Below are 12,420 nucleotides of genomic sequence, written 5' to 3' on the forward strand. Positions count from 1 at the left end.
CGGTTCCCTGTTGCGTCCATCTCATTAAGAAATCAATCCGTTATCCTTCGTATTTTTTTAAGACAATCGCCGCATTATGACCGCCAAACCCAAAGGAATTGGATAAACCGAATGTCATCTCTGCAGTCCGGGCCTCTCCCGGAACATAATCCAGATCACATACAGGATCTGCTGTTTCGAGATTGATCGTCGGCGGGATGATTCCCTCCTGTAAACTCTTCGCCAAGGCGATCGCTTCCGCTCCTCCTGCCGCTCCGAGCATGTGTCCAAGCATAGACTTGTTTGCTGTAACGGGAATCGTGTAGGTATGCTCCTGAAACAGTTTTTTGATGGCCAGCGTTTCTGACTGGTCGCCCACCAAGGTACTGGTTGCATGCGCACTGATGACGTCAATTTGACCGGCTTCGATTCCGGCACTCTGCAATGCCTTTTTCATGGCCAGATATGCGCCCTGACCTTCCGGATGAGTGGCCACGATATGATACGCATCAGAGCTCGCTCCATACCCCGTAATCTCGGCATAAATTTTTGCTCCTCTTGCTAAAGCATGTGTCAGTGATTCGACGATTAAAATACTCGCCCCTTCGGCCATCACAAATCCGTCGCGTCCTGCATCAAACGGACGGCTGGCTTGAGTGGGGGCATCGTTTCGTGTAGATAAGGCCGTCGCGTTTCCGAAACTCGCTAAAGATAAATCCGTAATAGCGGCTTCCGTCCCTCCTGCAAACATGACATCTGCTTCTCCCATCCGAATCAGCCGGAATGCTTCTCCAATCGCTGTATTTCCGATGGCACATGCCGATACCGGCGACATCGTCGGGCCCATGGTTTTCCATTTGATGCTGATATGAGCCGCAGCCGCATTTGACATGATGGATGGTACTAAACTCGGACTCACTCTTCTCGGTCCCCGCTTATGCAGGACATCCACGTTCTGAATCAGGGTCTCGATTCCGCCTATTCCTGAACCGACATACACACCCATCCTCTCGGGATCCGTACTAACGCTTTCTAATTCCGAATCTTCCCATGCTTCGGTTGCGGCTGCGAGTGCAAACTGTGTGAACCGATCCAGTCGTTGCGCCTCTTTTTTCCCGATGACCTGTTCCGCATCAAAATCCCGAACGATTCCAGCAATCTTTGCTTTATGCGGCGTTGTATCAAACGTATCAATCATTGAAATACCGGACTTTCCTTCAATTAAATGCTTCCAAAATGTATCGACATCATTTCCAATAGGAGAAATCACACCAACACCTGTAATGACCACTCGTTCCAAATTCCTCACTCCTCGTTATCGTATAGAGTAAGCATAGCTGTTTACTATCCTATTACAAGTAGCTGTTTATCCTATTATAAATTATACTTGGATGGTGATTTCGATTGGAGGACAAGACATGAACGATAAAAACAGACTCGACGCCCTTTCAACGTTTTTAAAAACCAAAAGAGCCGAGCTTAAACCGGAATCCCTCGGTTTCCCGTCCGGCACAAGAAGACGCACCCCGGGGTTACGCCGGGAAGAAGTCGCCCAATTAGCAGGTGTCAGCACGACATGGTATACCTGGCTCGAGCAAGGCAGAGACATCAAAGTCTCGAGAAGTGTCCTGGATTGTGTAGCGCAGGCATTGTGTTTGAACAAGGATGAGCGGGAGTACCTGTACGATTTAACGATTGATGCGAACTCCGTCACTCCGCCGTTAAAAAAAGATCCATCTCCAATCAGTTCATCGCTCGAAAAAATTTTATCGGACCTGACGTATTGTCCGACGATTGTCACGGACCGCTACTGTCAGATCGTTGGTTGGAATACGGCGGCGGCCCACGTATTCGTAGACTTTGCAAACATCCCGGAATCTCAACGGAATTTAATCCGGCTCGTTTTTTCCCAAAAGGAATTTAAGGTACTGGCTGTTAACTGGGAACATTTCGCAAAAGGTTTTCTGTCCATTTTCCGCACCTATTACGGTCAGTATTCCGGAGACGAGTGGTATACCGCCTTTATCGAGGAGATGAGCAGCACATATCCAGACTTCCTGGAACTATGGACTCAAAGCCAGGTCAGTAAAGCACCCGAGATCATGATTGAATTTCGGCATGCAAAAGCAGGAAAAATGCTGTTTGATCTGACCTCGCTACAAGTTCAGGGAGAGACTGATTTAAGATGCAGTATCTATACACCGATGGAGGGCACGACAACGGAACAAAAGTTAAAACGTTTAATCGCCAACACTTAACATACGTCTGGCTTTTGCTTTATATCTTCTTCAGCAAAAAACGTGAACTCCTCCCCTACGCTGTATTTAGCGTCGGGCAGAGTTCACGTCAGTTAGTTTCAAAGCATTTATCCTGTTTACATCCGTTTTCGATTTCGCTCATAACTCGTGACCCAGCCATGCAACACCATTCCGATGATGCTCCAGGAAATCATCACTAATCCGACAAGCGTTAAGACGATCTTCAAAAATGGAACCATCTCCGTGTTCGATAAAAAAGTCATAAATACAATTCCACCCACCAGCAACATCAGTAAACTCGAAAAGTTTTTAACCATTGACTTCACTCCTACAAAATCACATTTACTCAGCTGATTTTTCAGCTTCTAGTGCTGCTCGTTTTTGCGCTTCCTGTTTAAAATCCTCATTCCACCAACCGCCAATCAGGAACGTACATCCCACAATCAATGCGATAACCGGAAAGTACATCAAATGATATTCTTCGAGTGCCTCTCCATCAAAATTGGATGAGAGCTCGATGTAGGCACTGAACAGTTGAACGATAAAGAACAAGAAAAAGCTGACAATCAATGCCCAAGTGCCATAACGATAATTTGGATTCTTCAACATATGCGTTCCTCCTGGATTGAATTATTTTAATCTGATTTCTGTATCGCCGCCTTCACTTTCACCGATATCATCACGAACGATGTAGTCAATGTCATACAGCCCCGCTGGAATGACACCGGCTTTGACTTTTCTCTTCAGCGTCACCGTGGTATGCGGTTGTACTTCTTTCGACAACCGTTTCGGCTCCACCTCTTCGTACGAATCGTAGACGACTTTTTGCGTATCGTGCTTGCGGATCTTAACGTTGAGCAGATGACCGGCCCGGGAGGCGACTTTCACCGGATAATCGCCGGTATTGGTCAGTTTGTATTCAAATACAAACCCGTCTTTAACACTTCCTGTATACCCCGTTTCAATTGTCTGACTGCTCGGCTTCATGTCGAGCGACATACATCCGGCTAAACTGAATAACAATGGGATCATCAGTAGTTTTTTCATTTCCATTCCTCCTTTTCGCATGCGTTTCTAAAGAGTGGATGAAATGAAGGTGCTCTTTGAACGTAATGCTTGGTTTATTCCCAACCCGGTAACGGACGCGGTAAATCGTTCACAAAGGCTTGATACCCGTCATACTGCATGATTTGGGTTTGCGGATGTTCGACGCGTTTCGCGATCTGTTCACCGGATGCATCTTCACTTTCCCAAAGCGGTGCTTCTTTTTGGAACACTGTGATTTCTGTAAAATGGAACCGTAGTTCTTTCAAAGTACTCACAAGAGAACGATGCACCTGTTTCATCGTATCGTAGTCAGATCTCCACCATAAATCAGGTTTTCCATTTTCATATGTATAGAAAGAAACAATAAACCCTCCCCGGCGGTAAATCGGATACTCAATTTCAATCCGGACCCGTTCCTCGGACGCAATTGGTACGCCCGCCTGCACGTCCTCCATTTCTTCTTCAACATAGTAATCATCTTCCCGGACATCAAAGCTGTTGAACTCCCAGTACATGTCGCCTTGGGCGATGATCGAACGTTCCAGAAACGTCCCGAAATTTTGACCGATGGCATCGGTGTCTTCAGTCGATCCTTCATGATACTTCCAGTACATATAAGGGGTATCTTCTGTTTTTGCATGATCCGTGTGAATCAAAAGGTACCCTTCGTTGATTTCGCCGATGATCCAGTAATGATCATAGTCTTCATCAATCAGCCCGTCTTCCTTGGCCTCGATTGTCTTTTCGATCACTTCCGCGAGCGGATACAAGACCAGCCCCTCATCGCCCAACATGAACAGTTTCGCTCCGTCATACAGTTCGAGAAATGTCTGGTATTCGCTTGGTAACGGTTGCTTGAACTCCGCTTCGAATGCTTGAAGTGTTTCCGGCTTGACCGGTTTTGGCAAGTGGAACGTGGCTTGACCGATTGAATTGTAACTGCGCTGGATGAACGTAGATCCATGGCTGATTTTTTGTTTGAGTCCGTCAAGGACAACTGCGATTTGATTCATTGAATCCACCCTCTTAATTCTCTATGTATGAGCCGTCCTGCCTCATCTTCCTTCATTCTACCATTTTACCAATAATTTGGGTGATCCTAACTTCCTGTTTCTGTGGTATTCTTTTTCTAATCAAAATGATTCTCAAACAGCTTCTATGTCTATTAACCCGGAGGTGAACCATGCAGAAACAGTCTTCGATGCTGCTGATTTTACTGGCAGCAATGCTTTGGGGTACGACCGGCACGTCGCAAGTCTTTGCGCCGGAAACGGCCCATCCGATTGCGATCGGGGCAGTCCGCTTGGCGGTCGGCGGCTTCTTTTTACTTTGTCTCGTCTTACTGACCGGAAAGCTGAGCTTAAAAAATTGGCCGTTGCCCACGATTTTTCTCGCCGCCGTCAGCATGGCCGCCTATCAGCCGTTGTTCTTTTCCGCCGTTCTTATGACCGGAGTCGCCGCCGGAACGGTCGTCGCAATCGGCAGTGCGCCGATGTTTTCCGGACTGATTGAATGGCTGGTCTTAAAAAATCGACCGGGCACGATTTGGTGGCTGTCGACGTCGCTATCGATTACCGGCTGTTTGTTGCTGGTCATGAATCAGGCAGCCGTTTCCGTCAATCCGTTCGGCATTCTGCTCGCGCTCGGTGCCGGACTATCGTTTGCCATCTACACGTTTGTCAGCCGGGACTTGGTCAACACCCATTCTCCATTGTCCGTCGTCGCGGTTGTCTTTACACTCAGCGCTCTTTTGTTATCGCCACTGTTATTCCTGTTTGATCTGTCATGGGTCTTCAGCCTGCGCGGTGCCGGCATCAGTCTCCACCTTGGTGTCTTAGCAACAGGTGTTGCTTATCTGTTATTCGCCCGCGGTCTTGCGCAGGTTTCGTCGTCAACGGCCGTCACGCTGTCGCTTGGTGAACCGTTGACCGCTGCCCTGCTCGGCGTGTTTGTCCTTGGAGAGACGCTCAGTCTGTTGTCGTGGGGCGGTATTTTACTTTTATTTTGCGGTATCGGTCTGCTCATTTGGTCGTCGCGTCCGACACGTCAGCCGGACGTTCTGGAACTCGCCAAGGAAAAACACTCTTAAGGAGGGAATCCGTCATGCATATCACATTCGAGAAACTGTTGTACCGGGAAGACTATCAGATTAAACTCGATCACATTGTCATGAACGAGGAAAATGGCAACCGGCTGGCACTCTATTTTCGTGGCCATACGGACGAAGTCATGGTGCTCATCGGTGACTATTCCTGCAATTATTTTGAACTGTTGTTTGAAGCAGATTGCGTCCTGCTCCGCTCGTCGGATTTACATGAACTGGATGACGGACTGGAGTTCAGTCCGGTTCCGCTCACCCTGTATCAAGACTCGGCACTTCTGACCTTTGCGACGGCCTGGATGGGCTTGAAGCGGGACCCGTCGCGAGACTGGACGCACTATGCCATCCGGGCATTTGAACAGGACTTTCATGTCCTGTCCCCGCGTCCGCCGGTCTTTACGGACCTTGGTCATAAGATGAGTGACTTTACGGTCAGACATTCTTTTAATCTGCCGAAAGAGAATTAATATAAAAAAAGCCCTACCTCGCCAAAGGTAGGGTGATGCGACTCGTCCCGCCCGACGGCTTGCGCCGGACGGGACGTAATTCAATTATACATAGCGCTCCAGTGTTTTTTCAATCGTCTGAATCGAATCGACCGGCGCAAACCGTTTGACGACCCGTCCTTTTCGATCGACAAGAAACTTTGTGAAATTCCATTTGATTTTTGACGATAACAGACCACCCTGCTGTTGCTTCAAATACGTATACAACTGATGTTCCGTCGGTCCGTTTACGTCAATCTTCTGAAACATCGGGAATGTCACACCGTAATTCAACTGACAAAACTGCATCGTTTCCTGCTGATCGGCAAACTCCTGATTGTTGAATTGGTCACACGGGAATCCGAGCACTTTGACACCTTGATCCGCATACTTATCATGCAACTGTTGCAGGTCTCCGAGTTGCTTGACGAGCCCGCACTTACTTGCAGTATTGACGATGACAAGCACCTCTCCGGCGTAGTCGTTGAGTGAAACAGTCTGACCGGTTGCGTCCTGTACCTCGATTTCATAGAGCGATGTATTCATTTTCATTCCCCCTTTGTCATCAGTATACCTCGCTGAAAAAGCACCGTCTTTTTTGAACACGCGTCAACTTACTTACCAGATGTGTTCTTCCCGGTCGCTCAGCTTAATGACAAACGGCATGATCAACAGAAAAAACAGGCTGACGTATCCGAGTGACAGATAATGCTGGGTATCTTTTGAAAGATATTGCTTCTTCCCACAGTTCGGACAGGTCTTGCCATGGTTTGCAATACTGACAGCGAGCACATCCTTCGTCTTCCACTTATAATTACAATTCGTGCATCGTACCATCTCATCATCCCCTTTCCTCTTTTTACCTGTTTTTTTGAACAAAGGTTTCATGAATACGATGATTGCTTGAGAAAATTCAATCAGCGAAATTAACTATTCTCCTTTAAATAGCTTCAAGCATCATTAACCCCCTTAATTTTCATGGTATAATTTTACATATGAAATTCTGAACTTTATCCTCATCAATCAACGAGAACATTCATCAGTCTAACGAATTCGAAATGGAGGTCATTCCCTTTGAAAAAAGTAATCGCTCCTTTACTTTGCATCCCGTTCCTGCTGTTAGCAGCCTGTACAGACGAAGCAGAAAAAGCCGTGACGCACTCCGAAAGTAAAGAATTTAAACCAGAAACTGTGAAGATCGGCGAGGACGGTGAATTAAACATCGTCCCACTTTATGCGCCCTATCAAACTTATTTGAAAGCATCGCTTAAAGCCGACACTTCAGAAACGGATTCAAAAAATTACGCAGAATACGTCCTTCGTTACATAGATAAGATTGGAGAGAAGGAAAATTTTGATCCGACCACCCTAGAAACTTTCTTCATGTTAAAGGCAACAGCTTACGAGCAGGATCTGCTGAACCAAACGAATGAATTGATGAAGCAGCATGACGAAATCAAAGATATCATTACGAAAAACTATAGCGCTTCCTATGACGCGCTGCCTAAAAAGAAAGCTACGATTTTCATCGCACCGTCCAATCCGGAATTTTGGTCAATGACGGATCCTTTGGCCGGAGTGTCAGGAGCAGCTTTTCAAGACTCGATTATCATTCAACTGAATCCAAACTTCGATAAAGAAGTTTTGGCCTATACGATCGCGCATGAATATCATCATCTGGTTTTAAATGATACACCCGAGTTAAGCAGAATTGACACATCCCTTGATTCGGTCATCTTCGAAGGAAAAGCAGATGCCTTTGCCGATCAGATCGTCACGGACGCCTCGCCTCCTTGGAATATACCGATGGATGATACGACCAAAAAACATGTGGCGCGTCTGATTCAAAACGGCGAAGCCACTTATCAGGATGTTGCCATCGGGAACGAACAAAAAGATATCCCGATTTGGAGCAGATACTCTTTAGGACGTGATATCTTAAGTCATCATTTGAAGATCAATCCTGATCTTTCCATCAAAAAATGGACGTATGAAGAGAATCACGCTATTTTGAACGGGTATAAATATCAAAAGCTCCTTGAATGAAAAGATTGTTGACACAGAAGAATACCACTTACGAAGGAGGACAGTTTCACATGCGTAAATTTTTATTAATCGGCTCCGTGATGATCATCATTACTTTTTTCGTTCAATTCGAACCTTTCCGTGATGAACCACCCGATCCCCGTGTCGAGATACAGGGAAAAAGTATTCCAACGGTCCAAGGGACATTTTGCTGGAGTGGTATGTTTAGTGGCCAATGCGTCGATAAAATCTATGTAGACGGTTTGCACATGACTGAAAAAAGTAACCCGGTCACCGTCATGCCGAACGAGAAAATCCGGATTTCCTTCGATCCGGAACCTGATACAATCAAAATCCTGCGATTTAACAAGGAGACCGGTAAGCCAGTGACGTTAAAAAATAATCAACTCGTAACACCGAAAGAAGCCGGCACATATGCCTATGAACTTCAAGCAAGATGGTCCGAGAATGGTGACGGGCAGTTTGCTTTCTTAATCAAAGTAGATTGAAGGAAGAACAAATAAACCTCGTGTCTGTACTAACATCTGAATATGTATTACAATGTATTACAAAGGAGATGATAAGTATGAGTACGATTTCTGTTCGACTCGATGATCAGGATACGCGACTAATCAAAGAATATGCGAAAGCAAAAAACATCACGATTTCTACACTTGTTCGCGATGCCGTCCTCGATCGTATTGAAGACGAGATTGATTTACAACTCTATCATGATTCCATGGCAGCACACCGCAAAAAATCAGAAGCAATCTCGTTTGACGATATGATGAAGGAACTTGATTTAGAATGACAACATATACAGTGGAGTTTGAGCGTGGAGCTCAAAAGTCCCTTAAGAAGATGGATCCTCAACAATCGCGGATCATCATGTCCTGGATCAAGAAGAACCTGGTCGGGACGGATGATCCGCGTCGTCATGGAAAGGGACTTATCTCGAATCGTTCGGGTGAATGGCGGTATCGCATTGGCGACTATCGTCTGATTGCTGACATCCAAGATGACAAAGTCTTGATCTTGATTCTTGAGATCGGACATCGTCGAGATATCTATAAATAAGGGAGTTAAGACTCACGAATGAGGAAACATATTCGTTTCTCTTTTTAACGACCGTTTTTGCAAACATAACTTAAACATTATTCATACGTATGATGAAAAGGAGCAACGTGCCTTCACCTCTAACAGAGAAGGAATTTTGCTCCTTTTAAGGTGTTACTTAGTCTACGCTGTTCAGATTCCCATACCATTTCTTCTATCCTAAACTGTCTTCTATCAGTTAGCTATTACCGGTACACCGTCCTCTTCTCGATTCATAATACAAAAATCCGTAGTTTTAGAGGATTACAGGCAAAGACATTTAAGGTGCCCCTTCCTCAGTTGTAAATTTTATGTAAAAATGTATAATAATATAATAAATCAAACAGGATGTGATTGGATGCAAAAAACATTACTCTACCTTTCGATACTGAACAGTGTTTACCTCGTAATTAACTCATTCACGTATTCCGACAGTTTCCTTAACGCCCCGCTCGGCTTAACAACACTGTTCGCTGTCATTTTATTGGTTTTCAATGACAGAGCAAAGAAAACGGGACGCTCGTTCTTTACAAAAACAACGGATACCCTCAGTTTCATTAACATTTTAATCGGGCTTTCGCTGATTGTCTTGATCTAGGAGTAGAGTCTATTTATGACGATTTTCATGTACATCTTTTGTTTACTCATTTGGGGTCTTAATTTCATTGCTGTCAAGATTCAAGGGACGCCGGTCAGCCTGGAGCTATCATTGACCTACCGTTTAATCCTGACTGCTGTGTTGTTCAGTCTTCTGGCATGGTTCATGAAACCGGTCGGAAAACCTCTGAAACAGGATATTCCGTATATCCTGGTGTTCGGGATCTGTAATTTTGCACTCAGCTATCTCTGTCTCTATTACGCGACGATGCTTAGTTCAGCCGCAATCGTCACGTTGATTTTTTCACTGAAAGTGATCCTGACACCCGTTGCCTTGCGAATCTTTTTAAAAGAACAGCTCCATCTCCGCATCCTGTTTGGCGGCCTGCTCGGTGTGCTGGGTGTTTTGATTTTACTGTATCCGACTCTATCCGACATACATCCGAATGATATGAAAGGAATTTTACTTGCCCTGCTTGGTACTGGCATTACAGCAATCGGCGACGCCAGTTCCGCACGAAATGCGAAGCAGAAAGTAAATCCGGTGTATGCCAATGCCATCGGCTTCACGGCAGGAGGTATTTTGCTCGGATCCGTCTTATGGTTTCAGGGGCAGACCGTTAGTGTCCCGTCATCCGTTTCTTACTTGTCCGCGCTTCTTTACCTCACGCTGCTCGCATCGTTTGGCGCCTGGTTCTTTTACCTGAAGTTGGTCGAGAGCATCGGTGGTGCCAAAAGCGGCTACATGGTAGCTCTGTTTCCGGCAATTGGAGGAGTCGCTTCCGTCCTGATCGGTGAATCAAATTTATCGATTTACTTAGTGTTCGGTTGCTTGTTCAGTTGTACCGGTGCCGCTGTTGCGTTAGGTATCGGAACTTCTCTTCGAAAGCGGTTGTCGAGTAAACGGCCGTCGATGAATGCCGATTTGAAATAATCAGACGTCACCTGTTTCCGGCTGTCCGTCGGAAACAGGTTTTTTCATTCGTCGATGATTTCCCGGTCTTGAAAGGGATGCTCCGTGAAGTTCGCGACAAAATCAAAACCGGCAGCATCGTGACCAATCATTAGATAGTAGATATCCTTCGATGGAATTGAAAAATCGAATTCAAACAACAACCAGTCCTCCGGATCATTGATGATCGAAACGTCTTTTTCCGTCGTGATCAGAACATTTTGCCCGTTATACGCATCAAAATAAGCTAGCGGAAGAAGCTGTTCGATTTCTTCGAGTGAACGTATTTCAAGGAGATGATGATACCGTCCTCTTGATAACTTGGTCGTTTCCCCTACTTTTGGAAGGCAAATCTCTGAACCACCACTAAAAGAATGCACATAGAGCGGATACCGTTTCAGTCCCAAAACGAAGTGTTTCAGAAGAGAAAACTTCCCATCTTGATATTGATCTGCTCCAGGAAATACAGGCTCATAATCTGTATCATCAAAAAAAGCATAGAATTGCGTGTCTCCTTGAAGTGTGGTTTTCCATTTAAACGTGTCGTCTAATCCTCCTAATAGTCGGTACAAAATCATCGACTCCACCCTTTCACTTTCGACTCGATTTCCTCGTTGTACGTCCACATTAACTTTTGTTCCATATTCACTTCATGATTTCTGTATGCAGACGCATTTTGACGAATTCATAACTTCCGCCGTTCGTTTCCTGTTGAAACCGTTCGACCGGCTCAAAACCGCTTTTCGTATACAGCCGGATGGCCCGTTCGTTAAAAGCCGCGACGGCTAATTCGATTTGCTGTGGTTGATACTTTTGAATCGCAAAGGCGAGACCACTTTCCAAGAACGCTGTCCCGTTTCCCTGCCCCGTCAAATCCGGCCGCATCCCTAACGCCAATTCAAGGCTGCCCTGTCCGGGTTCAAACACAAAAAATCCGATTAGTTGTGTACTATCCATAACAGCATAGTAATGTTCCGTCCGTTGATCCGGATCCAAAAATTCCGCCAGGTCCTCTGGATCATTCGGCATATCGTAGAACGAAAAGTCACCCTCGTATTGCCAGTCATACGTAATCTGTTCCGCCTGACGTTGTGTCAGCGGTAAAAAGGTATAGGTCATCATATACTCTCCTTTTTAAAACCTTTCATCGGTCAATCATGATCTGTTTTTCCTCGTTTCCAGTAAGACCGGTGTCAGATTCAATCCAATCGATATAATCGTCAAAACCCAAAAGGCGCGCTCCATTCCAGGTATCACGTCTGCAAGCGCCGCCCAGTCTTCTGCTTCGACCCAGCTCTTCAGTTGACTGTATTCTGCGCACAGCGTGAGTGCCGTAAGCGATAAACCGGCAGCCATTGCCAGCTTATAATCCTTACCGATGAAGTACAAAATCAGATTCACCGCCGTTGCGAGAATCGCGAGTATCCCAAACAGTAACCACATTCTTTTACCTCCTGTCTTCCGTTAATCTATTTTTCGGCAACTGATGAAGGGTTCCCTGTTTAAAAGAACTATTCAGCTCCACACACTTTATTTTTTACAATTTTTACTATTAAATTGGTAAAATAAAAGAAAATGTAGAAATACATCATTACGCTTCGTTTTAAGAGAGGAGAACGCATGAGAAAAAAATTGGGTTGGATATCCGTCGGACTGTTCATCTTCAGTATTGCTCAAGTGTATCTATTACCGGTCAACGGATTTTGGGGAAGCATATTTTTAATAGGCGGTTTATTAGCCTCACTAGTGACTGCTCTGTTCAGCACGAGAGGTGTCGGAAAAGTGATTGCCCTCATCCTGTTATCAGGTGTTGTGGTGTATTTTGTTTACGGTGTATATGTCATGATTGGATTTGGATGATAAACTAAAAAACCGCTCAGA

Annotated in this window: 20 protein-coding genes; 10 read left to right on the top strand and 10 right to left on the bottom strand. The window is 45.4% G+C overall.

Translation table 11 applies throughout. The annotated features are described in order from the left end of the window. Positions 1-40: 40 nt before the first annotated feature. A complete protein-coding gene (fabF, locus tag N7U64_RS05230; RefSeq protein WP_318928784.1) occupies positions 41-1,279 on the bottom strand; it encodes a beta-ketoacyl-ACP synthase II in 1,239 nt (412 codons plus the stop codon). A 118-nt stretch (positions 1,280-1,397) separates the two neighbouring features. Here fabF and N7U64_RS05235 point away from each other — a divergent pair, with 118 nt between their 5' ends. Further along, a complete protein-coding gene (locus N7U64_RS05235; RefSeq protein WP_131972940.1) occupies positions 1,398-2,237 on the top strand; it encodes a helix-turn-helix transcriptional regulator in 840 nt (279 codons plus the stop codon). Between the two features lie 116 nt (positions 2,238-2,353). On the opposite strand, the gene N7U64_RS05240 is transcribed toward N7U64_RS05235, so the two are convergent. The 4 genes from N7U64_RS05240 to N7U64_RS05255 all read right to left on the bottom strand — a co-directional run bounded on the left by N7U64_RS05240 (position 2,354) and on the right by N7U64_RS05255 (position 4,297). Beyond that, positions 2,354-2,554 (bottom strand): hypothetical protein, encoded by a 201-nt coding sequence (locus N7U64_RS05240; protein ID WP_318928785.1) that lies wholly within the window; start codon positions 2,552-2,554, stop codon positions 2,354-2,356. A 25-nt stretch (positions 2,555-2,579) separates the two neighbouring features. Beyond that, positions 2,580-2,846, bottom strand: coding sequence for a hypothetical protein (locus N7U64_RS05245; RefSeq protein WP_318928786.1), 267 nt, complete (start codon positions 2,844-2,846; stop codon positions 2,580-2,582). A 21-nt stretch (positions 2,847-2,867) separates the two neighbouring features. Further along, a complete protein-coding gene (locus tag N7U64_RS05250) occupies positions 2,868-3,284 on the bottom strand; it encodes a hypothetical protein (RefSeq protein WP_318928787.1) in 417 nt (138 codons plus the stop codon). A 74-nt stretch (positions 3,285-3,358) separates the two neighbouring features. After that, positions 3,359-4,297, bottom strand: a complete 939-nt coding sequence (locus N7U64_RS05255; protein WP_318928788.1) for an SMI1/KNR4 family protein — start codon at positions 4,295-4,297, stop codon at positions 3,359-3,361. 170 nt (positions 4,298-4,467) lie between these two features. Between N7U64_RS05255 and N7U64_RS05260 the strand changes: the two genes are divergently transcribed. Both N7U64_RS05260 and N7U64_RS05265 read left to right on the top strand, forming a co-directional pair. Next, a complete protein-coding gene (locus N7U64_RS05260; RefSeq protein ID WP_318928789.1) occupies positions 4,468-5,373 on the top strand; it encodes an EamA family transporter in 906 nt (301 codons plus the stop codon). A gap of 14 nt (positions 5,374-5,387) precedes the next feature. After that, on the top strand, positions 5,388-5,852 hold the full coding sequence (locus N7U64_RS05265; protein WP_318928790.1) for a hypothetical protein: 465 nt from the start codon (positions 5,388-5,390) through the stop codon (positions 5,850-5,852). 84 nt (positions 5,853-5,936) lie between these two features. On the opposite strand, the gene N7U64_RS05270 is transcribed toward N7U64_RS05265, so the two are convergent. Further along, complete coding sequence (locus tag N7U64_RS05270) at positions 5,937-6,416, bottom strand: glutathione peroxidase (protein WP_131972948.1); 480 nt, start codon at positions 6,414-6,416, stop codon at positions 5,937-5,939. Between the two features lie 72 nt (positions 6,417-6,488). Continuing rightward, positions 6,489-6,707 (bottom strand): hypothetical protein, encoded by a 219-nt coding sequence (locus tag N7U64_RS05275; protein WP_318928791.1) that lies wholly within the window; start codon positions 6,705-6,707, stop codon positions 6,489-6,491. Positions 6,708-6,944: 237 nt separating this feature from the next. Here N7U64_RS05275 and N7U64_RS05280 point away from each other — a divergent pair, with 237 nt between their 5' ends. The 6 genes from N7U64_RS05280 (at position 6,945) to N7U64_RS05305 (ending at position 10,521) form a co-directional block, all read left to right on the top strand. Continuing rightward, positions 6,945-7,916, top strand: a complete 972-nt coding sequence (locus N7U64_RS05280; RefSeq protein ID WP_318928792.1) for a DUF2268 domain-containing protein — start codon at positions 6,945-6,947, stop codon at positions 7,914-7,916. A 50-nt stretch (positions 7,917-7,966) separates the two neighbouring features. Continuing rightward, on the top strand, positions 7,967-8,404 hold the full coding sequence (locus N7U64_RS05285; RefSeq protein WP_318928793.1) for a hypothetical protein: 438 nt from the start codon (positions 7,967-7,969) through the stop codon (positions 8,402-8,404). Between the two features lie 77 nt (positions 8,405-8,481). Then, the gene (relB, locus tag N7U64_RS05290; RefSeq protein WP_026829710.1) at positions 8,482-8,706 is read left to right on the top strand and encodes a type II toxin-antitoxin system RelB family antitoxin; all 225 of its coding nucleotides are present in this window, start codon (positions 8,482-8,484) and stop codon (positions 8,704-8,706) included. After that, positions 8,703-8,972, top strand: coding sequence for a type II toxin-antitoxin system RelE family toxin (locus N7U64_RS05295; protein ID WP_012370160.1), 270 nt, complete (start codon positions 8,703-8,705; stop codon positions 8,970-8,972). The genes relB and N7U64_RS05295 overlap by 4 nt, the downstream gene beginning before the upstream one ends. A gap of 376 nt (positions 8,973-9,348) precedes the next feature. Continuing rightward, positions 9,349-9,588 carry a hypothetical protein gene (locus tag N7U64_RS05300; protein WP_318928794.1) on the top strand — a complete coding sequence of 80 codons (240 nt, stop codon included), beginning with the start codon at positions 9,349-9,351 and terminating at the stop codon, positions 9,586-9,588. Between the two features lie 15 nt (positions 9,589-9,603). Beyond that, the gene (locus N7U64_RS05305) at positions 9,604-10,521 is read left to right on the top strand and encodes a DMT family transporter (protein ID WP_318928795.1); all 918 of its coding nucleotides are present in this window, start codon (positions 9,604-9,606) and stop codon (positions 10,519-10,521) included. A gap of 44 nt (positions 10,522-10,565) precedes the next feature. Here the strand turns inward: N7U64_RS05305 and N7U64_RS05310 are convergent, their stop codons facing one another. From N7U64_RS05310 to N7U64_RS05320, 3 genes are all read right to left on the bottom strand, one after another. Continuing rightward, on the bottom strand, positions 10,566-11,111 hold the full coding sequence (locus N7U64_RS05310; RefSeq protein ID WP_318928796.1) for a hypothetical protein: 546 nt from the start codon (positions 11,109-11,111) through the stop codon (positions 10,566-10,568). 73 nt (positions 11,112-11,184) lie between these two features. Next, positions 11,185-11,658: a GNAT family protein gene (locus N7U64_RS05315; protein WP_318928797.1), complete on the bottom strand. Its 474-nt coding sequence runs from the start codon at positions 11,656-11,658 to the stop codon at positions 11,185-11,187. 36 nt (positions 11,659-11,694) lie between these two features. After that, positions 11,695-11,982, bottom strand: coding sequence for a hypothetical protein (locus N7U64_RS05320; RefSeq protein ID WP_318928798.1), 288 nt, complete (start codon positions 11,980-11,982; stop codon positions 11,695-11,697). A gap of 177 nt (positions 11,983-12,159) precedes the next feature. On the opposite strand from N7U64_RS05320, the gene N7U64_RS05325 reads away from it, so the two are divergent. Further along, a complete protein-coding gene (locus N7U64_RS05325; RefSeq protein WP_318928799.1) occupies positions 12,160-12,399 on the top strand; it encodes a hypothetical protein in 240 nt (79 codons plus the stop codon). Positions 12,400-12,420: the final 21 nt, after the last annotated feature.

It is taken from the genome of Exiguobacterium sp. K1, assembly GCF_033721435.1.
GTDB classification, from domain to species: Bacteria; Bacillota; Bacilli; order Exiguobacteriales; family Exiguobacteriaceae; genus Exiguobacterium_A; species Exiguobacterium_A artemiae.